Origin of the sequence: Pseudomonas sp. NPDC099000 (genome assembly GCF_044759925.1) — a bacterium.
Taxonomy (GTDB): Bacteria; Pseudomonadota; Gammaproteobacteria; order Pseudomonadales; family Pseudomonadaceae; genus Aquipseudomonas.
Map to the genome: position 1 here is coordinate 88,487 of NZ_JBIWAF010000016.1, position 23,964 is coordinate 112,450.

The 23,964-nt window shown below is 58.8% G+C and carries 25 protein-coding genes, 2 tRNA genes and 1 pseudogene; 10 read left to right on the top strand and 18 right to left on the bottom strand.

Annotation, left to right across the window (positions count from 1 at the left end):
- Positions 1-51: 51 nt before the first annotated feature.
- From ACIQV9_RS18985 to ACIQV9_RS19015, 7 genes are all read right to left on the bottom strand, one after another.
- Positions 52-127 (bottom strand) — tRNA-Thr (locus tag ACIQV9_RS18985).
- Positions 128-205: 78 nt separating this feature from the next.
- Positions 206-1,030: an FkbM family methyltransferase gene (locus ACIQV9_RS18990; protein WP_403104446.1), complete on the bottom strand. Its 825-nt coding sequence runs from the start codon at positions 1,028-1,030 to the stop codon at positions 206-208.
- 344 nt (positions 1,031-1,374) lie between these two features.
- Positions 1,375-2,604, bottom strand: a complete 1,230-nt coding sequence (locus ACIQV9_RS18995) for a methyltransferase (protein WP_403104448.1) — start codon at positions 2,602-2,604, stop codon at positions 1,375-1,377.
- Positions 2,585-3,274, bottom strand: coding sequence for an ABC transporter permease (locus tag ACIQV9_RS19000; RefSeq protein WP_008024975.1), 690 nt, complete (start codon positions 3,272-3,274; stop codon positions 2,585-2,587). The genes ACIQV9_RS18995 and ACIQV9_RS19000 overlap by 20 nt, the downstream gene beginning before the upstream one ends.
- Complete coding sequence (locus ACIQV9_RS19005; protein WP_059406395.1) at positions 3,271-3,966, bottom strand: ABC transporter permease; 696 nt, start codon at positions 3,964-3,966, stop codon at positions 3,271-3,273. The genes ACIQV9_RS19000 and ACIQV9_RS19005 overlap by 4 nt, the downstream gene beginning before the upstream one ends.
- A 78-nt stretch (positions 3,967-4,044) precedes the next feature.
- Positions 4,045-4,791 (bottom strand): ABC transporter substrate-binding protein, encoded by a 747-nt coding sequence (locus ACIQV9_RS19010; protein ID WP_403104451.1) that lies wholly within the window; start codon positions 4,789-4,791, stop codon positions 4,045-4,047.
- Between the two features lie 13 nt (positions 4,792-4,804).
- The gene (locus tag ACIQV9_RS19015) at positions 4,805-5,578 is read right to left on the bottom strand and encodes an ABC transporter ATP-binding protein (RefSeq protein ID WP_027922189.1); all 774 of its coding nucleotides are present in this window, start codon (positions 5,576-5,578) and stop codon (positions 4,805-4,807) included.
- A gap of 553 nt (positions 5,579-6,131) precedes the next feature.
- On the opposite strand from ACIQV9_RS19015, the gene gabP reads away from it, so the two are divergent.
- Together gabP and ACIQV9_RS19025 are read left to right on the top strand one after the other, a co-directional pair.
- Positions 6,132-7,523, top strand: a complete 1,392-nt coding sequence (gene gabP / locus ACIQV9_RS19020; RefSeq protein ID WP_403104453.1) for a GABA permease — start codon at positions 6,132-6,134, stop codon at positions 7,521-7,523.
- Positions 7,524-7,880: 357 nt separating this feature from the next.
- Positions 7,881-8,207 carry a hypothetical protein gene (locus tag ACIQV9_RS19025; protein WP_403104455.1) on the top strand — a complete coding sequence of 109 codons (327 nt, stop codon included), beginning with the start codon at positions 7,881-7,883 and terminating at the stop codon, positions 8,205-8,207.
- A gap of 78 nt (positions 8,208-8,285) precedes the next feature.
- Here ACIQV9_RS19025 and ACIQV9_RS19030 read toward each other — a convergent pair whose 3' ends face one another.
- The 4 genes and pseudogenes from ACIQV9_RS19030 to ACIQV9_RS19045 form a co-directional block, all read right to left on the bottom strand.
- A complete protein-coding gene (locus ACIQV9_RS19030) occupies positions 8,286-8,738 on the bottom strand; it encodes a hypothetical protein (RefSeq protein WP_403104457.1) in 453 nt (150 codons plus the stop codon).
- A 5-nt stretch (positions 8,739-8,743) separates the two neighbouring features.
- Positions 8,744-9,160 (bottom strand): hypothetical protein, encoded by a 417-nt coding sequence (locus ACIQV9_RS19035; RefSeq protein ID WP_403104458.1) that lies wholly within the window; start codon positions 9,158-9,160, stop codon positions 8,744-8,746.
- A 38-nt stretch (positions 9,161-9,198) separates the two neighbouring features.
- Positions 9,199-10,173, bottom strand: a complete 975-nt coding sequence (locus ACIQV9_RS19040; RefSeq protein ID WP_403104460.1) for an alpha/beta fold hydrolase — start codon at positions 10,171-10,173, stop codon at positions 9,199-9,201.
- A gap of 69 nt (positions 10,174-10,242) precedes the next feature.
- Positions 10,243-11,299, bottom strand: a pseudogene (locus ACIQV9_RS19045) (YhcG family protein).
- 264 nt (positions 11,300-11,563) lie between these two features.
- Here ACIQV9_RS19045 and ACIQV9_RS19050 point away from each other — a divergent pair.
- Positions 11,564-12,013: a carboxypeptidase regulatory-like domain-containing protein gene (locus ACIQV9_RS19050; RefSeq protein WP_403104462.1), complete on the top strand. Its 450-nt coding sequence runs from the start codon at positions 11,564-11,566 to the stop codon at positions 12,011-12,013.
- A gap of 37 nt (positions 12,014-12,050) precedes the next feature.
- Here ACIQV9_RS19050 and ACIQV9_RS19055 read toward each other — a convergent pair whose 3' ends face one another.
- The 6 genes from ACIQV9_RS19055 to ACIQV9_RS19080 form a co-directional block, all read right to left on the bottom strand.
- Complete coding sequence (locus ACIQV9_RS19055) at positions 12,051-12,512, bottom strand: DUF4234 domain-containing protein (RefSeq protein ID WP_403104464.1); 462 nt, start codon at positions 12,510-12,512, stop codon at positions 12,051-12,053.
- Between the two features lie 326 nt (positions 12,513-12,838).
- Positions 12,839-12,914, bottom strand: a tRNA-Phe gene (locus tag ACIQV9_RS19060).
- Positions 12,915-13,017: 103 nt separating this feature from the next.
- Positions 13,018-13,290: an oxidative damage protection protein gene (locus tag ACIQV9_RS19065; RefSeq protein ID WP_403104466.1), complete on the bottom strand. Its 273-nt coding sequence runs from the start codon at positions 13,288-13,290 to the stop codon at positions 13,018-13,020.
- Positions 13,287-14,354 (bottom strand): A/G-specific adenine glycosylase, encoded by a 1,068-nt coding sequence (gene mutY / locus ACIQV9_RS19070; protein ID WP_403104467.1) that lies wholly within the window; start codon positions 14,352-14,354, stop codon positions 13,287-13,289. Before mutY ends, ACIQV9_RS19065 begins: the two co-directional genes overlap by 4 nt.
- The gene (locus tag ACIQV9_RS19075) at positions 14,351-16,570 is read right to left on the bottom strand and encodes an AsmA family protein (protein WP_403104469.1); all 2,220 of its coding nucleotides are present in this window, start codon (positions 16,568-16,570) and stop codon (positions 14,351-14,353) included. The genes mutY and ACIQV9_RS19075 overlap by 4 nt, the downstream gene beginning before the upstream one ends.
- A 78-nt stretch (positions 16,571-16,648) precedes the next feature.
- Entirely contained in the window at positions 16,649-17,053 is a 405-nt protein-coding gene (locus ACIQV9_RS19080; RefSeq protein ID WP_403104471.1) for an acetyl-CoA sensor PanZ family protein, read from the bottom strand.
- A gap of 223 nt (positions 17,054-17,276) precedes the next feature.
- Here ACIQV9_RS19080 and ACIQV9_RS19085 point away from each other — a divergent pair, with 223 nt between their 5' ends.
- The 7 genes from ACIQV9_RS19085 (at position 17,277) to ACIQV9_RS19115 (ending at position 23,090) form a co-directional block, all read left to right on the top strand.
- Positions 17,277-18,941 carry an OFA family MFS transporter gene (locus tag ACIQV9_RS19085; protein WP_403104473.1) on the top strand — a complete coding sequence of 555 codons (1,665 nt, stop codon included), beginning with the start codon at positions 17,277-17,279 and terminating at the stop codon, positions 18,939-18,941.
- 262 nt (positions 18,942-19,203) lie between these two features.
- The gene (gene hisB / locus ACIQV9_RS19090; RefSeq protein ID WP_003218037.1) at positions 19,204-19,797 is read left to right on the top strand and encodes an imidazoleglycerol-phosphate dehydratase HisB; all 594 of its coding nucleotides are present in this window, start codon (positions 19,204-19,206) and stop codon (positions 19,795-19,797) included.
- Positions 19,797-20,435, top strand: a complete 639-nt coding sequence (gene hisH, locus ACIQV9_RS19095) for an imidazole glycerol phosphate synthase subunit HisH (protein WP_403104475.1) — start codon at positions 19,797-19,799, stop codon at positions 20,433-20,435. The genes hisB and hisH overlap by 1 nt, the downstream gene beginning before the upstream one ends.
- Positions 20,436-20,696, top strand: coding sequence for a DUF2164 domain-containing protein (locus tag ACIQV9_RS19100; RefSeq protein ID WP_403104477.1), 261 nt, complete (start codon positions 20,436-20,438; stop codon positions 20,694-20,696). It abuts the gene before it with no gap.
- Positions 20,697-20,738: 42 nt separating this feature from the next.
- Positions 20,739-21,476 carry a 1-(5-phosphoribosyl)-5-[(5-phosphoribosylamino)methylideneamino]imidazole-4-carboxamide isomerase gene (gene hisA / locus ACIQV9_RS19105; RefSeq protein WP_010464588.1) on the top strand — a complete coding sequence of 246 codons (738 nt, stop codon included), beginning with the start codon at positions 20,739-20,741 and terminating at the stop codon, positions 21,474-21,476.
- 9 nt (positions 21,477-21,485) lie between these two features.
- Positions 21,486-22,256: an imidazole glycerol phosphate synthase subunit HisF gene (hisF, locus tag ACIQV9_RS19110; RefSeq protein ID WP_007972752.1), complete on the top strand. Its 771-nt coding sequence runs from the start codon at positions 21,486-21,488 to the stop codon at positions 22,254-22,256.
- A 78-nt stretch (positions 22,257-22,334) separates the two neighbouring features.
- Complete coding sequence (locus tag ACIQV9_RS19115) at positions 22,335-23,090, top strand: substrate-binding periplasmic protein (protein WP_403104480.1); 756 nt, start codon at positions 22,335-22,337, stop codon at positions 23,088-23,090.
- A 97-nt stretch (positions 23,091-23,187) separates the two neighbouring features.
- On the opposite strand, the gene ACIQV9_RS19120 is transcribed toward ACIQV9_RS19115, so the two are convergent.
- On the bottom strand, positions 23,188-23,964 hold the full coding sequence (locus tag ACIQV9_RS19120; RefSeq protein WP_403104481.1) for a divergent polysaccharide deacetylase family protein: 777 nt from the start codon (positions 23,962-23,964) through the stop codon (positions 23,188-23,190).

The following is a 23,964-nucleotide window of genomic DNA, read 5'->3' on the forward strand; positions in this document are numbered from 1 at the left end:
CGTTCCAGAAACAACAAAGCCCCTGCATTTCTGCAGGGGCTTTGTTTTGTATGGTGCCGGCACCAGGAGTCGAACCCGGGACCTACTGATTACAAGTCAGTTGCTCTACCAACTGAGCTATACCGGCGTGTTAGGGCGACGATTATAGCGATTGGGTTGGTTCTGTAAACCCCTGAATTCAGACTATTTTTGCGCAGGCTTCAGGTCAGGCGCGGAGCAGGGTTTTCTTGAGTTTCTGAAGGGCTTTCCAGGTGCGGCTGTTTTGCATTGCGCGCAGCTGCGCTTCGGCCTGTTCGGCGCGTTGCAGAGCGGCGGCGAGCTGGTGTTCGGCGTCGCTGACGGGGTGGCTGAAGTTGTGGCCTTTGCAGAACTGGAACTCGTCCAGGTTGCAGGGCGGGATGTCGAAGGCGGGTTTGAGGTTCAGGTGTTCGTTGGCGAGGTAGTAGGTGTTGATGCCGTCGAACAGGATCGACTGATAGCCGGCGTCGGTGACGAGGGTTTCCCAGGCCTGGTCGCGGTCCCATGGGGTTTCGATGAGGATGACCCATGGCCGCCATTGGGTGAAGTCCATGCCGCGCAGGACGGTTTCTTCGTGGCCTTCGACGTCGATTTTCAGGAAGTGGATCGCGCGGCCCTGGGCGTGTGCTTCGCAGATGGAGGTCAGGGTGCGGGATTTGACGGTTTGGCTGCGCACGTCCATGCCGGCGTCTTTGTGCATTTGCGCCATGGCAGGGTCGAGGGTGGAGAGGCCGGTGCCGGCGATGCCGTAGAAGGTCAGGTCGTCGGCGGTTTCGCCGGCGACGCATTGCAGGTTGGTGTCTTTGGGGCGTTCCTGGCACAGGGCGTCGTAATAATTGGGCATCGGTTCGACGTTGATGCCGGTCCAGCCACGGTCATAGAAAGCTTTGGTCACGGAGTCGTGGGTGGGGTGGTTGGCGCCGACGTCGATGTAGAAACCGTTTTCAACGGTTTTAAGGGCGCGCCACAGGCGTATGTCTTCGAAATTCTGTGCGTAAGAAATGAACGTCACTGTGGCTTCCTGTCGGTCAGAGATTTCTTGTTCGTGAGCGCACTGTTGGCGCTCTTGTCTGCCTGTATAACAAGGGTGGTCGCGGCACGCAATTTTCCGCCGAACGCGACCGGGTTTCGGCGGTTATGTCCTTTTCGTCGGATGCTTATGCACAACGAGCTCACTCGGAAGTGGCGCTCATGACTTATTTGTGGACCCGTTCTCATTTGTGCGCAAATGCCTGTTTTTCTCGGTTTTTTATCAGGTGTACGAAAATTGAACAGTAGCGTTTCACCCCTGAAACAGCTGCTTATATTGGATCCACGATAATTTCATCAACAGAGTTATCCACAGGCTGTGGCTTTTTATGGACGTTCCGCCAGCAGCAGGAAATTGCGCGGCGTGAGCGGGGTTTCGCAGAAGGTGCCAAGGCGAACGGTGTAACCCTGATCGGCGAGGAAAAGTGCCCGATCGAGTACCAGCCAAAGCTCCAGCGGGCGTCGGAAAAGGCCGCGCAGTAACTCCAGATTGCGCACTTCGGTGAGTCGCTGCCAGCCTGCGGCTTCGAGTGCTGACCAATCTTGCGGGCCGATTGTGGATAACTCTTTCAATGCGGCCAAATGATGGCAGTAGTCGGCGAAGGATTTATCCAGCCAGGCACTCGGTAGGGAAGGGGTTGGCAGGTAGTCGTCAACGCCGCGCAGTTGCCTTTGCAGCAGGTCGAAACCGAGGCGCCGAGCCATGGAAGTGTCGCGCTGGCGTCGGACGCGAGCACCGGCGGTGACGGTTTCGCTCATCGGCAGCGAGAGATCGTCGAGGGAGAGTTGTAGGTCGGATCGCAAACCGGCCGAGGAAAGTGGCTGGTACGCAGTAAGACTGATCCGGTTATAGCAGCAGGGCGCGATGGCCATTTGTTGGCAGCGTGCCGCACTGGCGAGCTGCATCAACCGAACATGCAGATCCCCGCAGGCGTGCAGCGCAACGGGCGTGTGGTCGGGACTCAAGAAAGACGCAGCGTCAGCCGCGAGCACATCCTGTTCGACATGCAGCGCATGCAAGTGATGACGTTGGCTGAGTGTCTGGCCGCTGGCAACCAGCGCCGGGTCGTATTCCAGACACGTCAGTTGTTGCCCGGGTTGCAGCAAACGCCGACCCAAGTGACCCTTGCCCGAACACCAATCCAGCCAATGCTTCGGCGGCGAGGTAAATAACAAGCGACTGGCAAATGCCTCAATCTGCTGCCACTTGCGCCCCGGCACGTCGACATTCAATCGATGCCCGGCCGCCTCCATCACATGCGCCGACAACTCACTCACCGAACTCAACTCAAGGGACAGCGCCGCCAACGAAGCAAATGGCTCCGGCGCATCCAGCAAACATGGTTGGTTATGACTGTTTTCTGCATCTTCAAGCGATCGCCCGCGTAGCCAAAGTGCCAACTCGGGGTAGGACGCTTCCCAAGGAAGCAGCAGATGAGTAAACGGACGAGGTTTCCACAACGCCTGATGCTTTATCAGAAAGGCATCCAGCGCCGTGAAACGGGCGAGCAAGGCGTCGCCCGTCAGCACGTGGGAATCAACGCCCTTGGCAGGCATCGACGCGCAGCCAGCGCTCCAGCAGCTTGAAGCCGCGAACCAGCACGTAAGCCATCAGCAGATAGAACATGCCTGCGGCGAAGAAGATCTCCACCGGCAGGTAGGTCCGGGCAATGATCGTGCGGGCCATGCCGGTCAGTTCCAGCAGGGTCACGGTGCTGGCCAGGGCGCTGGCCTTAAGCATCAGGATCACTTCGTTGCTGTAGGCGGGCAGGCCGATGCGCGCCGCACGGGGCAGGATGATGTAGAACAGCGCTTTGGCCCGGGACATGCCCAGCGCCCGCGCCGCTTCGATCTCGCCCGGCGGAATCGCCTGAATTGCACCGCGCAGGATTTCGGCGATATAGGCCGCCGTGTGCAGGGTCATGGTCGCCGTGGCACACCAGAACGGATCGCGCAGGTACGGCCACATCGAGCTGTTACGGACCGCATCGAACTGCGCCAGGCCGTAGTAGACCAGGAACAGCTGAACCAGCAACGGCGTGCCACGGAAAAAGAAGATGTAGCCGTAGGGAAATGCCCGCACCCACCACAGGCGCGATGAGCGAGCGATGCCCAGTGGAATCGCCAGTAGCAACCCGGCGATCACGGCGATGGCCACCAGTTCCAGGGTCAGTGTCGCGCCTTGGGCCAGTTTCGGCAGCCACTTGATGATGACTTCCCAGTTCATTGGGTGCTCCTCGCGAAGCCGCGAGCGGCGCGTTTTTCCATGAAGTGCATACCGGTCATGGCCAGAATGGTCAGACCCAGGTACATGAACGCGGCCACCATATAGAAGGTGAACGGTTGCTTGGACACGGTCACGCCGATCTGCGCGTGACGCATGATTTCTTCCAGGCCGATCACCGACACCAGCGCGGTATCCTTCATCAGGATCATGAACAGGTTGCCCAGGCCCGGCAGGGCGATGCGCCACATCTGCGGCATGATCAACCGGGTGAAGATGCGGAACTTCGACAAGCCAAGGGCCACGCCGGCTTCACGGTGACCTTTGGGAATCGCCAGGATCGCACCACGAAACACTTCCGTAGCGTAGGCGCCGAAGCACAGCCCCAGCGCAATCACGCCAGCGGCGAAGGCGTTGAGTTCGAGGTCGGGGTTGCCGAAAAACTCGCCCAGGGCACGCATCAGGTTGACCGTACCAAAGTAGATCAACAGCACCCAGAGCAATTCCGGGATGCCGCGCACCAGGGTCGAATAAGTGCCGCCAAGCCATTGCAACGGCTTGTACGGGGAAGTCTTGGCCAAGGCGCCGAGCAGACCGAGCACCAGCCCCAGGCACAGGGCCGAGAGTGCCAGTTTTACAGTCATCAGCGCGCCAGCGGCGAGCGCCGGGCCGAATCCGTAGAGATCGATAGTCATGGATTTCTTTTCAATGTGCAGCAGGCAATGCCAGGGACTGGCGCCGTTAAAGAACGGCGCCAGTCAGGCAAGTCAGAATCAATAGATGCTGAACGGGAAGTACTTGTCGTTGATCTTCTTGTAAGTGCCGTCTTCGACGATTTCTTTCAGGGCAAGGTTCAGCCTCGCGCGGATCGTGTCGCCTTTACGTACAGCGATACCGATCTTGTCGCTTTCTTCCACCGGGTCACCCTTGAACTCGTAAGGGCGGCCGGCGTCGCTTTTCAGCCACTCGTAGTTGACGTACTTATCCGCCAGGATGCCGTCCAGACGACCGGAAGTCAGGTCGAGGTAAGCGTTTTCCTGGGTGTCGTAGAGTTTGACTTCAACGCCTTCCATGTTGTCCTCCATCCAGGTGCCGGCGAGGGTCGCACGTTGTGCGCCGATCACTTTGCCTTGCAGGGAAGCCTTGTCGGTTTTGAAGTCGACGTCTTTCTTGGCAATGAACTGCAGCTTGTTCGAGTAGTACGGGTCGGTGAAGTCCACCGCTTGCTTGCGCTCGTCGGTGATCGACATCGAGGAGATCAGGAAATCGAACTTCTTGGCGTTCAGGGCCGGGATGATGCCGTCCCAGTCGGACGTGACCACGGTGCATTCGACTTTCATCTTGGCGCACAGGGCGTCGCCGATTTCTTTGTCGAAGCCGACGACATTGCCACTGGCATCTTTGTTGTTGAACGGCGGGTAGGCCGCTTCGATGCCCATCTTCAAGGTTTCGGCAGCGGCACCGGCGCTGAAGGCCAGGGTGACGGCAGCCGCCAGAAAGATTTTTTTGTAGTTCTGCATGCGGGTAGCTCCGTTAGCGGTTGCTGGACATGAATTGTTTGCAGCGCGCCGAAAGCGGGTTGTCGAACACCTGCTGTGGCGATCCTTGCTCTTCTACCAGGCCCTGGTGGAGGAACACCACTTCGCTGGAGACCTGACGGGCGAAACCCATTTCATGGGTGACCAGCAGCATGGTGCGGCCTTCTTCGGCCAGTGCGCGGATGACATTAAGTACTTCCTGTACCATTTCCGGGTCAAGGGCGGAGGTGGGTTCGTCGAACAGGATCACCTTGGGCTGCATGGCCAGCGTGCGAGCGATGGCCGCGCGTTGTTGCTGGCCGCCGGACAGTTGCGCCGGGTAGGCGTGGCGCTTGTCGGCGATGCCGACCTTGGCCAGCAGGGCTTCGGCGACCTCGATGGCTTCGGCTTTGCTCTGGCCGAGCACTCGGCGCGGGGCCTCGATGATGTTGTCGAGCACGCTCATGTGCGGCCACAGATTAAAGTTTTGAAACACAAAACCAATCTCGCTGCGCAGGCGGTTGATCTGCTTGCCGTCGGCTGCGACCAGTTCGCCGTTCTTGGCGGCCTTGAGCTTGAGTTCTTCGCCGGCCACCAGGATTTGTCCCTGATGCGGGTTTTCCAGCAGGTTGATGCAACGCAGGAAGGTGGACTTGCCGGAACCGGAAGAACCCAGGATCGAGATCACGTCGCCGTCGCGGGCGGTCAGCGAGATGCCTTTGAGCACCTCAAGCTGTCCGTAGCGTTTGTGCAAGTTGCGGATTTCAAGCGCGGGCGTGGCCTCAGCCATGTGCGTTCCTCATAATGTTTCGCTCCTGCTGTTGGTTGGCCTTCCTGGCGAGGCGGCCAAGCTAGCATAGCGTTCGAATGGCAGCCAACAGCGCTACGGGCGGTAAACGGGTGGTATGTGGCAGGTTGTCGCATCGGTACAGCAGACTGTCGCGCTGCTATCAACCGAACAGCCGTTTGAACCAGCTGCCACGCGGGTGCCGCGTAAAAAAGGGCGCGATGTTGCCAGCTTTGATGGGGTGTTGGAAGCGCTAACCGGCTAAACGTTCCTGATCTGCACTTTTATTGTGCGTCAACGCATTTTCGGGTGTGTTTCTGGTGCGCTGTTTCGTTCTCAAAGTGGGTCGCAGGGTAACGCTCTGGCGAATTGCCATTAATCTCAATGACTTGCGATGACTGTCCGGTCACGCCACAGGCTCCATGCTTGAGGAGCTTGAAACATTTTGGCGCAATTATTGCGTGCAGAATCCGGAACGCCCCGTTGGTTTCTTTTTACGAGAAGGAGCTCCTGACGGGATGGATGCACACCGCTTTCCCTTACAAAGGTAGTTTCAATGAGCAGTACCCCAAGCTCCAATGGCCTCGAACAGGGGCTCAAACCGCGTCATGTGACCATGCTGTCGATCGCCGGGGTTATCGGCGCCGGCCTGTTCGTCGGCTCCGGCCACGCCATTGCCGCCGCAGGCCCAGCCGTGCTGTTGGCCTACGCTGCCGCCGGTGCCCTGGTGGTGCTGGTCATGCGCATGCTTGGCGAAATGGCCGTCGCATCGCCAGATACAGGCTCCTTCTCGACCTACGCCGATCGCGCGATCGGTCACTGGGCCGGTTTCACCATCGGCTGGTTGTACTGGTGGTTCTGGGTGTTGGTGATTCCGCTGGAGGCCAACGCCGCCGCGACCATCCTGCATGCCTGGTTCCCCAACGTGGCGATCTGGGTCTTCACTTTGGTCATTACTTTGCTGCTGACAGTGACCAACCTGTTCAGCGTGAAGAACTACGGAGAATTCGAATTCTGGTTCGCGCTGGTCAAAGTCATCGCGATCATCGGTTTCATCGCTCTTGGCATCATGGCGATCTTCGGCTTCCTGCCGAACAGCCAGGTCAGCGGCGTTTCGCATCTTTTCGATACCCAGGGCTTCCTGCCAAACGGCATGGGCGCGGTACTGGGCGCCATTCTGACCACCATGTTTTCCTTCATGGGTACCGAGATCGTGACCATCGCGGCCGCGGAATCGAAGAACCCTGGCCAGCAAATCTCCAAGGCCACCAACTCGGTGATCTGGCGGATCGGCTTGTTCTACCTTGTGTCGATCTTCATCGTCGTGGCCCTGGTGCCATGGAACGACCCGGTACTGGCCGCTGTCGGTTCCTACCAGACCGTGCTTGAGCGCATGGGTATCCCGAATGCCAAGCTGATCGTCGACATCGTGGTACTGGTTGCCGTGACCAGCTGCTTGAACTCGGCGCTCTACACCGCATCGCGCATGATGTTCTCCCTGGGCAAGCGTGGCGATGCGCCGGCCGTTTCCCAGCGCACCAACAAAAGCGGCACACCGTACTGGGCCGTCATGTTGTCCACTGGAGCAGCGTTCCTCGCCGTGTTCGCGAACTACGTGGCCCCGGCTGCGGTGTTCGAATTCCTGCTGGCCAGTTCCGGCGCCATCGCGCTGCTGGTGTACCTGGTGATCGCGATTTCGCAGCTGCGTATGCGCAAACAGCGTATGGCTCGCGGTGAAAAAATCGCCTTCAGCATGTGGCTGTTCCCGGTCCTGACCTACGCGGTGATCATCTTCATCGTTGCAGCCCTGACTATCATGCTGTTCCAGGAAGCCCACCGCGTGGAGATCCTCGCCACCGGTCTGCTGAGCTTGTTGGTCGTGGCTGCGGGCTTGTTTGTGGCGCGTCGTCGTCGCAACGAGAAGCTGATCGCAGCGGTAGCGCGCTGAGAGTCTTGACTCAAGACAAACGCTGTTAAAGCACAGAAACGACCGCCATCAGAAATGATCGCGGTCGTTTTTGCTTTCATTCAGATGAATTATCGAGCGGCTATCTGATGGACAGGATGATGGCCAGATAGTAGCCTTCTCGCCGAATGTGTATCTCGCTGTTGCGGGATGCGATGGAGTTTCAGGACACGGATTGTTCGACGCCCCCAGCCTTTCTGGCTAAAGCCCCGACCCTTTCTTGCCTGCTCCCTCATCTGACGAGTCACAGATGCATTTGCGTGTGCTTGCCGTTTAAAAGAGCTGCATGGAGATAGCCCGGCCATCCAGCCAACCCATTGGGGCATCAAGGAGACAGGCATGGCGTTTACATCGGTTGTGTTCAAAAACCCTAACACCGGTGCCATGAAAGAAGCGCCAATCGGCTTCTCGTGGACCGTATTTTTCTTTGGCTTTTTTCCGGCCTTGTTCCGTGGTGATTTCAAGTGGGCTGCGATCATGTTCGTGGTGGCCTGCTTCACGTTCAGCCTCAGCAACCTGGTGTTTATGTTCATCTACAACAAGCTGTACGTGCAGGACCTGATCGGTGCCGGTTTCAAGGCTCAATCCATCGCCAAAGGTGATCTGAGCTATGCCAGCGCCAAGATCGGTATTGAAATTCCGCGCCTGGAAGGTGTTTCTGCCTGATTGTTGTTAGTCAGGTTTGAAAAAAACGGCCGCTGTCAGTGATGACAAGCGGCCGTTTTTGCATTCAAGGGCGAGTGTTTATTCGCTCTTTTCTTCCTGCGCATCCAGCGACTGACGATAGCTGTCCAGCGCATCGCCAAAATCAGTGATGAACTGCGGATCGGTCAGCCACGCCTGTGCGGCATCGCGGTCCATGCCGTCGGCCCACATGCGGTAGTCGATCAGCATGTCGGCGGCGAGGTGAGTGGCGGCCATGGCTTCGTTGTCGGCGTTTTCCATGTCCAGCAGTTCTGGGTGGTCGCTGATAACTCCGGCGAGGTCCGACAGCAGGGTCAGCAGCATGTCGTTGCGGCTAATGGCTTCGGCGTCGCGCATTTTGCTGAACATCGCCAGGGTGTATTCCGGGATCGGCTCGCCGATTTCACCCAGGTCATCGTCCAGCGCGGCGGGTTTGCGGCCATGGATGTTGATTTGTCTGGCTTTGATCTTGGCGCGTTTGGCGCGTTTCTGTTGCTTGTTCAGGGATGCCATTAAATTCAGTTCGCTTTCTGTTGGGTTTGGACCGCAATGACGTCGGACGCCGCGACGTAGTCAGCCTGGAAGGCCGGTGATTCGATCCACGCCAGTGCGCCGGCTTCATCGGCCTCGGTGGACCATTGGCGATATTCGATCAGCGCCGCGAGGATGAAATCCATCGCACCTTCTTCGCCTTCCTGCTCGTACACCAGTTCCAGCAGCGGGTCTTCGAGGAAGGCCACGCACATCGCTTGCTGGCTGGTTTTTTCCGCGTCGATCATTTTCTTGAACAGTTCGGTCAAATCCACCGATTCGAAGTCGATGCGATCGTCGTTCGGGTCTAGTTCGACCGGCGCGGCAGCCCGTTGGGTGCGGTTCTGCTTGGCCTTGGCTTTGGCGCGGGAGGCGCGTTTGTTCTGCTTGTTGGCGGATGCCATGGGTGTCGTTCCGTCATTCGGTGAGAGGGGCGGGTCAATCAGTTGCGTGGCACTCGCCGCCCGGGTGTATCGGGGGCCAGTTCGCCGGTCTGCAACCAGGACAATGCAATGGGCCATAGTGTGGCTTGGTATGCGCTGCGAAAAAAGGCGAAATGTCCGACTTCTTCTTCGCCGATGTCTTCGGGGGCGATTCGCAGGTGGGTGTTTGTACTGCCGGTGAAGTAGCCGAGCAGACGTTCAATGGCCGCGATCGTACCGTAAGGATCGTCGCTGATGCTGATGGCCAACGTTTTTGCGGTAACTGATGCAAAGGGAAGCTGGCCGGTTTTCGCGTGGATGACGCGACCACTGGGCCGCGTTTCGTAGCGCGCAGTGGGCGTGCTCCAGTCGCGAACCACTGCGGCTGGCGTGTCCTCCAGCCAGCCGAGACGCTTGCCGGGGAAGTAGCCGTAAAGCAGGGTCATCAACGGCATCACCACATGCCACTTGCCGAACATCCGCCAGCGATGGGCGGGCGCATAGTCGCGCCAGTAAGCGAATTGCGCGCCGACCGTCACCAAGTGCCGAATCAAATGCCCGGACGCTCCCAGACCCGCTGCACAGCCTCCAAAGCTGTGGCCGACAACGTCGATGGGTTGGCCGGGGAATTCGCGCTGCGCGCGCTTGAGCATCGCCTCAAAATCCAGCGCGCCCCAATCGGACCATGACGCCACCAGCCCTTTCAACGACGTTGGCCGAGACTCGCCGATGCCGCGGTAGTCATAGGTGATGACATCGAAATCGTTGGCGAACAGGAAGTCGGCAAAGCGCGAATAGTGCCGGCAACGAACCGAGGTGGCCGCGTTGATGATGACGACCGGGCGCGCGGTGTCCTGAGAGGCGTGCCGCCAAGTGAAGCCGCCGAGGATGAAGCCGTCTGCGGCGGGTTCCTTGAACGATTCGCCAGCAGTGTCGGTGGTCAGCGACAATTCGATTTGAGTCGGCGCCAGTGAAGGCATGTCCTGCAAATTCATCGGCTTTGGACCTTTGCGGGTAGTTGCCAACGATAGTCTTCGAACGGCTTGTGAACAATCCATCTGTGTTTATAGGCGGATTTGATCGAGCAGGCGCTCTTCTATTGCCGCCCGTTCCCGGTCCAGCTCAGCGCGAAGTTCGTCTTCGCTTGGCAGCACTAGTTTGTACTTGCTGGCGAACAGTTGTTCGTTCCCCTGTAATACTGAGTAGCACCACTGACTCGTTTTTTTGAGCGCAAAGAATGATGCCAACGGTCGGTCCGTCTGTATCTTTGCGCTTCAGGTCGTCGTACATGCGTACATACATGTCCATCTGTCCGACATCCTGATGGGTTAATTCGCCGCGCTTCAGGTCGAAGATGACAAAGCAATTGAGCAAGTAGTTGTAGAACACCAGATCGATATAGAAGTCTCTGCCTTCGGTGCTTATTCGTTGTTGTCGCGCGATAAAGGCAAAACCTTTTCCCAGCTCAAGCAGGAAGCCCTGAAGTTGCTCGATGAGTGCTTGTTCAAGTTCGGTCTCCAGTATCACTCCGGTATCGGGCAAACCAAGAAACTCCAGCATCACGGGATCTCTAACGAACTCCCTGGGATTGTCGTTCATCGCGTGGATGTTCGTAATGGCTTCTGTCAAGACGGCAGACTTGTCCCGACTCATAAGCAGGCGTTCGTAGTAGAGGGTGCTGATCTGGCGCTCCAGGGCGCGGCTTGACCAGTTTTGGTTGGCGGCTTCGTCCATGTACCACTTGCGTGCCATGTCACTGTCGACTCGTAGCAGCCTGCGGTAGTGGGTCCAACTCAATTCGAGACGCAGTGCGTCTCGAATTGGAAACGCCTGATAAAACAGTCGCATTTTCCGTAAGTTGGTTTCATCGAACCCCTTCCCAAACTCCGATGTCAGCACCATAGCCAGCGTTGCGAGCAATTGCTTCCCATATGCCGCCCGCCTAGCCCCCTCCTGCTCAAACTCGACAATATACCTTCCGATCTGCCAGCAGGTTTGCACCTGAACGGTATCGACCGCTCGCAACACCTTCTGGCGTGCCTGACGTATCAATTCCCCAAGGTTGCCCACCAGAGAGGCGAGTTGTGGATCTTGAGTGTTTTCGGTTTTGACGATGCTCATGAAGTCTTCCGCGGCTGGAGGAACAGGCGAAAGAGGATGGCAAGAGAAGGCCGGGTGGCGATGCAGGGCGCGGCTGGGATATTCGCAGGAAATGCCGGATTCGTTTTGCAGGATCGTGCCGATGGCTGCGCGTGTTTGAGGAATACAGGGCGTAGTCCATTTCGCGGTGAGCCCAAGATCCAATCAATCTAAAACTTGGCCGGCACCCGGGAAATCAAAAATGAGATACCGAGAGGGGTTTTGTAAAAACCGGGAGTCGCCATCATGAAATTCGTCCATGCATTCATGTTGTCCGTCGTTGCCGTTGGCGTACTTATGTTTCCAGCGATGTTGAGTGCGGCCAATCTTGAGCCTGTCGACAGTTCAGGCGTGCAGATTCAGCGGCAGGAACAGAACGGTATTACTTATTTGTCCGGCGGTATTGGCGAGGATGAAGCGAAGGCCATTCAGCAATCGACTGGCTACAACCTGCACATGACCTTTTCCGTTGGGTCGGAGGGCAAGTATGTACCCGATGTTGAATTGGTTATTCAGAGTGCTCAAGGGCAATCAGTGCTGATACTCACTCAGGCAGGGCCTCTGGTTTATGTCCAGTTACCTGCTGGCAAGTACACTGTGGTCGCCACCCGTAACGGTGAGGCAAAGCGCGACACGACAGATGTCGGAAGCGCTGGCGTGCGTAATCTGGTGTTCAACTGGAAGGGTGATGAGTGACGGTGGCAGTCCTTCGAGACTGCCCCTCGTCAGTTGATCAGGCTTGCGTCGTCTGGCCGCGCAGGATCAGTTGTTTGCGCTGCTCTTCAGGCAAGTTGTTGATGCAGTAATTCACGTAGAAAATGTTCAGGAAGAAGGTATAGAACCCGTTCATGCGCAGGTCGATTTTGTGCTCGTTGAGGGCGTATTCCGACAGCGCGTTTTTTGCCTTGAAGGCCCACACGATGTACAGCGCGTTCAATGCGATCAGCAGAATGCCGGAAAGCGAGTCGAACAACACGTCGCCCAGGTTCGACAACGCGCCGCTCCAGCCAAGGCAGACGGCGACCCAAATAACGTAAGTGTCGTCGACCACTTTCATTTTCGTCGTTTCGTTGATCTTCTGGTTGCTCTTGTACAACCACAACAGCAAGTAGATCCCGGCGGTCGCAATCGACAGCAGGACCATGTTCAAGGTTTTGGTGTTGATCTTGTCTTTCAGTTCATTGATGTCGGACATAACTGTTCCATGTTCAGGGCTGTCGAGAAGGGGGCGTGCCTGGAAAGCTGTCATCGAGCAGGGGGAGGGCAGTGTTTTGCGGGGAGGGGTGAAAAGCACGCACTCCTTGCGCTGTCTCTATCCTGTATCGACTGATTCGGATGCGGGGGCATCGGGATCAATGTTGGCTTTATTCCATGTACGCGCAAAATCATAGCGCGGTGCCATCATCGACCCGAGTGCTAAAGAGTGATTGTTTCTCCGGCACCTGCGCTGCGGTGGACTGTCGTTATCAAATCGCAGACATAAAAAAACCCTGAATCTTGCGATTCAGGGTTTTCGGTATTTGGTGCCCAGAGACGGAATCGAACCGCCGACACGGGGATTTTCAATCCCCTGCTCTACCGACTGAGCTATCTGGGCAACGGGGCGCATTAAACTGGTTTTTCAGGGGGTCGTCAAGAAAGTTTTCAAAAAAATTTTAATTATTACCGTCGCTTACGTTCCGACCCTCGAAAAAGCGGGATTATTCAGCCGGCGGAACGTAGCCGTCAGCCTTGGCGTATTCCTCGCCGGAAAAGAACTTGTCCATCTCGCCCTGAAGATATTTGCGGTCTTCGGCGTTCATCATGTTCAGGCGTTTTTCGTTGATCAGCAGAGTCTGGTGATTTTGCCAGTCGGTCCAGGCTTTGGCCGAGACGTGGTCAAATATGTCCTGACCTTTTGCGCCTGGAAATGGAGCGCGCTCCAGGGCGGGCAATTCTTCTTTGTACTTGCGGCACATGATGGTGCGGGTCATGACGACTCTCCTGCGTTCAATACGGCGGCCGCGCGTTCGAGCAAGGTTTTGACCGGGGCGGCAAGGCCCAGGCGCGGCGGGGTGGCGAGGTTATACCAGAGCCAGTCGGCCTCGGCCACGTGATGGCCGGCCTCCTGGACCTGAACCAGCCAGGGTTCGATGGACAACTGAAAATGACTGAAGGTGTGGACCAGGCTCGGCAGCGCTTGTTGGCTGCCCAGCTCCAGCGAGTGCTGCGTGGCCAAATGTTGCAGGTCGTCGAGGTCGTCGAGTTCCGGCAGGCTCCAGAGACCGCCCCACAAGCCCGTGGAAGGCCGGCGGTAAAGCAGAATCGCGCCTTCGCCGTTGGCGAGCATCGGCATCAGCGTACGCTTCTGCGGCACGGTCTTGCGCGGTTTGGGGATCGGGTAGCGGGTTTCCAGGCCGAGCATGTGCGCTTCGCAGCCCTTTTCCAGCGGGCACAGCAGGCAGCTCGGTTTGCTGCGGGTACAGAGCGTGGCGCCCAGATCCATCATCGCCTGGGTGTAGGCGTTGACCCGATCATGCGGCGTGAAGCGCTCAGCGTTCGCCCACAGCTGTTTGGCAACCTTTGGCTCGCCCGGATAACCCTCTTGCGCCGTAAACCGCGCCAGCACCCGCTTGACGTTGCCATCGAGAATCGGCGCCCGCAGGCCCATGCTCAGGCTGGCAATGGCGCCCGCCGTGGACAGGCCGATGCCAGGCAGCTCAACCAGCTTTTCCACATCCCGCGGAAACTCGCCGCCGTACTCGGCAACGACAATCTTCGCGCTCTTCTGCAAATTGCGCGCGCGGGTGTAGTAACCGAGCCCAGTCCACAGATGCAGCACTTCGTCTTCCGGCGCGGCGGCCAGGGCCTCGACTGTCGGCAGTGAGGCCATGAAGCGGTCGAAGTAATTCAGCACGGTGCTGACCTGGGTCTGCTGCAACATGATTTCCGAGACCCACACCCGATAGGGCGTGATGCCCTGTTGCCAGGGCAAATCGTGGCGGCCGTGGCGGTCGTACCAATCCAGCACCGCCGATGAAAACTGCTCGGCTCTCATCGTTTGAATAGCCCCTTCAACGCGTCTTTCAGTTCCGGGCTAACCTTATCGCCAAGTTTCTCGTCGATTTTTTCGCTGAGCTTGTCACCGGCCAGTTTGGTGGCGACCTGGCCCATGCGTTCATTATCCAGGCGGCAAGCCTTGGCGCCCAGTTCCAGCGGTCCACGGCAGCGCAGTGGCCATACGATGCCGACGAACTTCTCGCCGACCTGGCAAGCCGGGTCCGGCATGTCGCTCTTGTCGCCTTCGACAATGATGCCGACACGGTAATCCATGCCTAGCACCCGCAGGTCGACGTCGCCGTCACCGTTGACGGTCATGCCCGGGATGCGCACTTTCAGGTCCGGGTTGCTGGCCACGCCGTTGCGGAAGGTCAGGTTGCCCTTGAGCTCCTGGAACGGTGTGTCCTTGCCCCGTGGCTCGCCGCTCAGGGATTTGCGGTTCAGGGTGGCGATGCCTTTGCACAGCTGTTGCTCAAGATTGGCATTGAGCAGCACGCCGTTATTGATGACGAAGCTGGCGTTGCCGTTGAGGCTGTCGATCAGTGCTTGCTGGCTATTGCCGCTGCCGGTCAATGCACTGTTGAGCGTCACCAGGCCTTTGACCGGTGGATTCTTCCCTTGGCTTTCGAGGATTTTTTCCACCGGCACTTTGGTGATGCGCGTCTGCATGTTCAGCGCCGGCACTGGCTGGCGCAGGTCCAGGGTGCCCTTGGCTTCAAAGTTGCCGTCGTACAGGTCGCCGCGCAGGTTCTCCAGGGTCAGCAGGCCGCCCTGACCGGTGGCCTTGAGTGCTGCGTTCTGGATCGGCATTTTGTCGAGGGTCAACTGGCCAAAGGTCAGGTCAGCGTCCACGTCGAGTTTGCTCAGGCGTTCTACCGGCAGCAGGCGTTCGGTGCTCCACGCGGTTTTGGTCGGTGCTGGCGGCAACGGTGTGCTGCCGGCGCCCGCCATGGCATCGGCTTCGGTGCTGGCGACCTCAGCCTGACGCACTTGCGTCGCGCTACTGGCTTCGGCGGATTTGGGTGGCAGGTAACGGTCGACGTTGAAGGTGTCAGCCTTGAGGGTTGCGCGCAACGATTGTTTGGCGAAGTCTTCGACGGCGATGCGGCCGCTGAAGGTGCTGTCGTCGACTTTCAGGTTGATGTTGTCGAGCGACACGCTTGTCGGTGTGCCCGCTACACGGCTGGCCAGCTCGACCTTGCTCAGGCTGCCTTCGGCCATGGCCGGGAGTTTCTGGCCGATGCTGTCGACGAATTTCGCCAGGTCGAACTGGGCGATCGAAAGGCCGCCGCTGATTTGCGGCGTCTTGTCGAGGTCGTTGACCTTCAGTTCGCCCAGTGCGCGTAGTTGGTTGGCGGAGATCTTGATGCCGGTCCATTCGGCGACATTCGCGGCTTTATCCAGCAGCAACTGGCCTTGGGCGGCGAAGGTCATGGTCTTGCCTTGCAGCGGATCGCCGGCGACTTCGCCGGAGAGTTTCATGTCTTCGAGTTTGTAGCGCTGCAGTGCGCGCTCGAAACGCAACTCGCCATTGAGCTCGGTGCGTACCCGCAAGACCGGCTGGTTGGTGCCGAGAAACGCGGTGAGTTTGATCGGAATATTGGTCGAGTCGTGAACCGGGCCGGTACTCAGCTGGATGCTTTCTGCGCTGAACTGCTTGCCGGTCTTCTCGTCGTTATATTCAACGCGGGCGTTGTTGACCGTCAGGCTGTCGATGTCCAGGCGAATCGGCTGGGCCGGTTTCTCCGCCTGGGCGGTGGTGTCTGGCGCAGGTGCCGGTTCGCCAGGAGTGGCCGGGTTGGTCGGCGCCGGGGCCTTGCCGATGTCTTCCCAGTTGCCGTGGCCGTCCTTGTCGCGGTTCAGGCGCAGGTTCAGGCCTTCGACGCGCACGTCACTCATCTGCACTTCGCGGCGCAGCAGCGGCAACACGCGCACTGACAGACCAAGCATCTGCAAGTCGGCGAACGGCTCGGTGGGTTTGGCCAGGGTCGCGACACTGGCGTCGTGCAATTCCAGGCCAAGCCACGGGAACAGGCTCCAGCCGATATCGCCATTGAGCGTCAGCTCGATGTGGGCCTTGTTGCGCGCAATCTGGCGAATCTCGTCTTTATAGTCGTTGGGATCGAAGAGGTGGGTCAGGGCAAAGCCCAGCGCCACAATGATCAGCAACAGCCCGAGAAGCACCAGACCCAGGATTTTGCCGAACGCTTTCATGGGCGAGTCCTTGTAGTTAGTCGAATTCGAAATTTAGCCGGGGAGTATAGCGCTCCGAAGCGGACGACCGGTCAGCGATCACGCCGGCAATACATCCAGCGGCACTTTCAGCTTGGCGGCCAGTGCCTGAGCTTCGAGATGCCCGGCAGGTGCCAGCAGACGCAATGTCACGCCCGATTGCGACGCCATTTTCTGCGCTTCGTTTACCAGGCGCTCGGCAACGCCACGACGACGGGTAATTTTTCGCACGCATATTTGGGACAAGTGCCAAACATCAGAGTGCCTCTGCAAACGAGCTGCTCCAAGCAACCGATCATTGAAGCGACCAGCGATCAACGAACCGTCGCCCAGGCAGCCTTCGATCAGCTGCAAATCCCCTGAAAACGGGGCGAACAGCCAGTCCGGGGCGTCGCGATAAATTTTTTGCAGGTCTTGCTGATCCTGATAAGTGGCTTCGTGCAGCAGCTCGATTTTGATCGGCATGGCAGTTCCTTCAGTGGTACGAGAACAGATGACTTACAAAAGGTGATATCACTTTGGTTTTTCTGTCACGTACAGATGGTAACCTTTGCCGGTTCGTCCGTCCTTCTGCGACGCGATGTCGCACCAAAACGGAGCTTCGCCCTGAAAAAGACAGTCATGCGTGCGCATAAGGCTGGGGGCGAAGAGTGGCTGGCGAACCATACTAATAATTGGGGGATACACAATGACCACGAGCATCACGGCGGACGGCTTCAAAGCCGATCAGCCCGGGTTCCTGTCCAAGGAACGCATCATCGCCAAGCCCGGTTTCAACCGTTGGCTGGTACCACCGGCCGCTTTGGCCATCCACCTTTGCATCGGCATGGCCTACGGCTTTTCGGTGTTCTGGCTGCCGCTGTCCAAAGCACTGGGCGTGACCAAGGCAGTGGCCTGCGCACCGGACATGAGCTTCATTTCGCAAGTTTTCTCCTCGCAATGCGACTGGCCGATCTCGATGCTCGGCTGGATCTACACCCTGTTCTTCATCTTCCTCGGCTGCTCGGCAGCGATCTGGGGCGGCTGGCTGGAACACGCCGGTCCTCGCAAGGCAGGCGTTGTGTCGGCGCTGTGCTGGTGTGGTGGTCTGCTGATTTCAGCGTTGGGGGTCTATACCCACCAGATCTGGCTCATGTGGATCGGCTCCGGGGTCATTGGCGGTATTGGCCTGGGGTTGGGTTACATTTCGCCGGTGTCGACCTTGATCAAGTGGTTCCCGGACAAGCGCGGCATGGCGACCGGCATGGCGATCATGGGCTTCGGCGGTGGTGCGATGGTCGGTGCTCCGTTGGCCGCAGCCTTGATGGGCCACTTCGCTTCGGCAGACAGCGTCGGCGTGTGGCAGAGCTTCCTGGTGATGGCCGCGATCTACTTCGTGTTCATGATCGGTGGCGCACTGTCCTACCGCGTTCCGCCAACCGGCTGGAAGCCTGAAGGCTGGACCGCTCCGGCGAAGAAAGCTTCGAACGCGATGATCACCCACCGTCACGTCCACGTGAACGTGGCGTGGAAAACCCCGCAATTCCGTCTGGTGTGGCTGGTGCTGTGCCTGAACGTGTCGGCGGGTATCGGCATCCTGGGTATGGCTTCGCCGCTATTGCAGGAAGTGTTCGGCGGTAAATTGATCGGTGTTGACTTGCCATTCGGTCAGCTGGACGCCGGGCAACTGGCTTCTATCGCGGCGATTGCTGCCGGTTTCACCGGTTTGCTGAGCCTGTTCAACATTGGTGGTCGGTTCTTCTGGGCTTCGTTCTCGGATTACCTGGGCCGTAAAAACACCTATTTCGTGTTCTTCGCCCTGGGCTTTGCCCTGTACGCGCTGATCCCGAACCTCGGTCACCTGGGCAACGTTGCGCTGTTCGTGGCGGCGTTCTGCATCATCCTGTCGATGTACGGCGGTGGTTTTGCGACGGTGCCGGCTTACCTCGCGGACCTGTTCGGTACGCAAATGGTCGGCGCGATCCACGGTCGTCTGCTGACGGCGTGGGCGGCGGCGGGCGTGTTGGGTCCGGTGTTGGTGAACTACATTCGTGAGTATCAGTTGAGCATCGGCGTTGAACGCGCCGCGGCTTACGACATCACGCTGTACATCCTCGCGGGCCTGCTGGTGCTGGGTTTCCTGTGCAACCTGATGGTTCGCCCGGTGGCCGACAAGTACTTCATGACCGACGCCGAACTGGCTGCCGAACAGGCGCTGGGCCACGACAAGGGTGCTGATGCCAGCACCGTGCTGGAGTGGAAAGCGGATGCGGGCACCAAGCCGTTGGCGGTTGCTGCGTGGCTGGTGGTGGGCATTCCGTTGGCGTGGGGTGTGTGGGTGACCCTGCAGAAGACGGCAGTGTTGTTCCACTAAGTAAACGCTGTACCCCTGTAGGAGTGAGCCTGCTCGCGATAGAGGTCTGACAGTCGACAGAAATGTTGAATGTGAGGGCCCCATCGCGAGCAGGCTCACTCCTACAGTTGTTTTAGGAAGTCCGAAATGAGTTGTATGGACATGTCTATCCCCGACAACACCGGGTTCTGTCCGTCAGTCATATCACCTCCCGTGTTTCTGTTTCGCGCCCGCGCCCCTATAATGGCTGCCTTTTTCGCCCAATGATTTTGCGGAGCTGGTGATGGCCGAACGTAAGGCGTCAGTCGAGCGCGACACTCTGGAAACCCAGATCAAAGCCTCGATCAACCTGGATGGCACCGGAAAGGCCCGATTTGATATCGGTGTTCCTTTTCTTGAGCACATGCTGGACCAGATCGCCCGTCACGGGCTGATCGACCTGGATATTGTCAGCAAGGGCGACCTGCATATCGACGACCACCACACCGTGGAAGACGTCGGTATCACCTTGGGTCAGGCCTTCGCCAAAGCCATTGGCGACAAAAAAGGCATCCGTCGCTACGGCCACGCCTACGTGCCGCTCGATGAAGCGCTGTCGCGCGTGGTGATCGACTTCTCCGGCCGTCCTGGCCTGCAGATGCATGTTCCCTACACCCGAGCCACCGTTGGCGGTTTCGACGTTGACCTGTTCCAGGAATTCTTCCAGGGCTTCGTCAACCATGCGCTGGTCAGCCTGCACATCGACAATCTGCGTGGCACCAACACTCACCACCAGATCGAAACCGTGTTCAAGGCTTTCGGCCGCGCCCTGCGCATGGCCGTAGAGCTTGATGACCGCATGGCCGGTCAGATGCCGTCGACCAAAGGCGTTCTGTAATGCAGACGGTTGCGGTTATCGATTACGGCATGGGCAACCTGCACTCGGTGGCCAAGGCCCTCGAGCACGTCGGTGCCGGCAAGGTCCTGATTACCAGCGATGCCGACGTGATTCGCGAAGCCGACCGGGTGGTTTTCCCCGGCGTCGGCGCGATTCGCGACTGCATGGCGGAGATCCGTCGCCTGGGCTTCGACTCGCTGGTGCGTGAAGTCAGCCAGGACCGTCCGTTCCTCGGCATTTGCGTGGGCATGCAAGCCTTGCTCGACAGCAGTGAAGAGAACGACGGTGTCGATTGCATCGGCCTGTTCCCGGGCGCGGTGAAGTTCTTCGGCAAGGACCTGCATGAAGACGGCGAACACCTGAAAGTCCCGCACATGGGCTGGAACGAAGTGAGGCAGACGGTGAGTCACCCGCTGTGGCACGACATTCCGGACCTGGCGCGTTTCTATTTCGTGCACAGCTACTACATCGCCGCCGGCAATGCGCGGCAGGTGGTGGGTGGCGGTCACTACGGTGTCGATTTCGCCGCGGCGCTGGCCGATGGCTCGCGTTTCGCCGTGCAGTTCCACCCGGAGAAGAGCCATACCCATGGCCTGCAATTGCTGCAGAACTTCGCTGCGTGGGATGGTCGCTGGTAAATGGCAGCCAAGAAAACGAAGCCGCCGATCCTGACCCTCACTCCCGAACAGGAGAACGAGGCCAATCACAAGATCAAACGCTTCATGGAGGATCGCTTCGAACTGGACCTGGGTTCGTTCGAAGCGGCTGAAATCCTTGAGCTGTTTACCCGTGAAATTGCGCCGCACTATTACAACAGGGCGATTTTCGATGTGCAGACGCACCTCAAAGAGAGGTTCGAAAGCATCGAAAGCGACTTGTGGGCGCTCGAGAAAAACTGATTTTCGAGCGAAGCTGAACAATCGAATTTGAAGGTTTGCCAGATGCTGATTATTCCCGCTATCGATCTCAAAGACGGTGCCTGTGTTCGTCTGCGCCAGGGCCGCATGGAAGATTCCACAGTGTTCTCCGATGACCCGGTGAGCATGGCTGCCAAGTGGGTGGAAGGCGGTTGCCGCCGTCTGCATCTGGTCGATCTGAACGGCGCCTTCGAAGGCCAGCCGGTCAACGGCGAAGTGGTCACCGCCATCGCCAAGCGCTACCCGAACCTGCCGATCCAGATCGGTGGCGGTATCCGTTCCCTGGAAACCATCGAGCACTACGTCAAAGCGGGCGTGAGCTACGTGATCATCGGCACCAAGGCCGTGAAAGATCCGGCTTTCGTGGCTGAAGCCTGCCGCGCGTTCCCGGGCAAGGTAATCGTTGGCCTGGACGCCAAAGACGGTTTCGTCGCCACTGACGGTTGGGCGGAAATCAGCACCATCCAGGTCATCGACCTGGCCAAGCAGTTCGAAGCCGACGGCGTGTCCGCGATCGTTTATACCGACATCGCCAAAGACGGCATGATGCAGGGCTGCAATGTACCGTTCACCGCTGCCCTGGCCGCTGCCACGCGCATTCCGGTCATCGCTTCCGGCGGTATTCACAACCTGGGTGACATCAAGTCGCTGCTCGACGCCAAGGCGCCAGGCATCATCGGCGCCATCACCGGCCGGGCGATCTACGAAGGCACCCTCGACGTCGCTGAAGCGCAAGCTTTCTGCGATTCGTACAAAGGCTGAGGACTGACCATGGCGCTGGCCAAACGCATCATCCCTTGCCTGGACGTGGATAACGGCCGGGTGGTCAAGGGCGTCAAGTTCGAGAACATTCGTGATGCCGGCGACCCGGTGGAAATCGCCCGTCGCTACGACGAGCAGGGTGCCGACGAGATTACCTTTCTCGACATCACCGCCAGCGTTGACGGCCGCGACACCACGCTGCACACCGTCGAGCGCATGGCCAGCCAGGTGTTCATCCCGCTGACCGTGGGCGGTGGTGTGCGTACCGTGCAGGACATTCGCAACCTGTTGAATGCCGGCGCGGACAAGGTGTCAATCAACACCGCAGCAGTGTTCAACCCGGAATTCGTCGGCGAAGCGGCGCAGCATTTCGGCTCGCAGTGCATCGTTGTCGCCATCGACGCCAAGAAAGTCTCCGGCCCGGGCGAAACCCCGCGCTGGGAAATCTTCACCCACGGCGGTCGCAAACCGACCGGCCTCGACGCTGTTGAATGGGCGAAGAAGATGGAAGGCCTGGGTGCCGGTGAAATCCTGCTGACCAGCATGGATCAGGACGGCATGAAAAACGGCTTCGACCTGGGCGTCACGCGCGCCATCAGCGATGCGCTGGGTATCCCGGTGATTGCCTCCGGCGGCGTTGGCAACCTGCAGCATTTGGCCGACGGCATCATCGAAGGTCACGCCAGCGCAGTGTTGGCGGCGAGTATTTTCCATTTCGGCGAATACACCGTGCAGGAAGCCAAGGCCTACATGGCCCATCGCGGGATCGTCATGCGCTAAACAAATCCATGCAGGCCAGTGGACAGCATGGCGGGCTCAAGGCACTCTTGGGCACGCCATGGATTTCGGTAGCCCGACATGATCAAACGCCTGCTTCTTGTCCTCGCCAGCGCTTCTCTGTTGCTCATCAATGGAGTCCACGCTGAAGAAAATCCTGACACCGACCTGGTGTTGCTCACGGAAAACTTCCCGCCGTACAACATGGCGAAGAACGGCAAGAATTTCGCTCAGGACGAGAACATCAATGGCATCGCCGTGGACATCGTCCGCGAGATGTTCAAACGTGCCGACGTCACCTACAGCCTGACACTGCGCTTCCCTTGGGAGCGAATCTACAAACTCGCCCTCGAGAAACCCGGCTACGGCGTATTCGTGATGGCGCGTTTGCCGGATCGCGAGAAGCTCTTCAAGTGGGTCGGCCCGATTGGCCCGGATGACTGGATCATGCTGGCCAAGGCTGACAGCAAGATCAGCCTTGAGTCGCTGGAACAGGCGCGCAAATACAAGATCGGCGCGTACAAGGGCGATGCGATTGCCGAGACGCTGGCCAAGCAAGGGTTGAAGCCCATTGTGGTGCTGCGCGATCAGGACAACGCGAAGAAACTGGTGAGTGGCCAGATTGATTTGTGGGCCACGGGCGATCCGGCCGGACGCTACCTGGCTCGCCAGGACGGTGTGACCGGGCTCAAGACCGTGCTGCGATTTAACAGCGCGGAGTTGTACCTGGCGCTGAACAAGGATGTGCCGGACGAGGTCGTGGCCAAGCTTCAGGCTGCATTGGATCAACTGCGTAAGGAAGGCGTGGTGGACGACATCATGGCGCGGTATCTCTAAATCTCACTGATCGTTCCCACGCTCCGCGTGGTAACGCCTCCCGTGACGCTCCGCGTCCATGGCTGCATTCCCACGTGGAGCGTGGGAACGATCAGGTTCAGCGATAAACTCCGTCCTTGCCATGGGCAGCCGTTGCCCGATTACCGCGCACGCTGATCATCTGCTTGATGTCGATCCATTCAATCCCCTGAGCCTTGAGCTTCGGCAACTCCCGCTCCAGCACCGCCAATGTCTGCGGATACGGATGCCCGATCATCACCGCCGAGCCCTGCTTGCGCGCCAAATCAATCGCCGTCTGTAGCTGCGTAAAAATCGCCGCCTCAGTGCGCTCATCATCCAGAAACACATCCCGCGAAACGCTCGCCAAGCCAATCTTCTGCGCCTCGGCCGCCGCGACGGTTTGCGCGCTGGTGCGGCTGTCGAGGAAGAGCTTGTGCCGGCGCTGCAAGTCCGCCATCAACCAGGCCATGGCTGGTTGCCGGGCGGTCATGCGGCTGCCCATATGGTTGTTGATGCCAGCGGTGTAGGGCACGACCTTGAACGCCGCGTTCAGGCGCTTTTCAAGTTCGTCGATGGGTAAATCGGGATGCCAGGCGAACGGGCCGGTGGCCGGGTCCATGGGCATGTGCAGGATGACGATCTTGCCGGCGCGATGGGCTTCGCGGGCGAATTCGGTGGCGTGGGGCGTGTCGGGCATGATCGCCGCGGTCACCGGACCGGGCAGGGCCAGCACGCGACGATCCCGGGGCAGGTTCTGCCCCAAGTCATCGATAATCAGCGTCAGATAGGCCTTTTGCGGCGCTGGCGTGGCGGGAGTCGCGTGAGCAACACCCGCCAGACAGCACAGCAGGCCGATCAAGAACCGCAGGCGCAC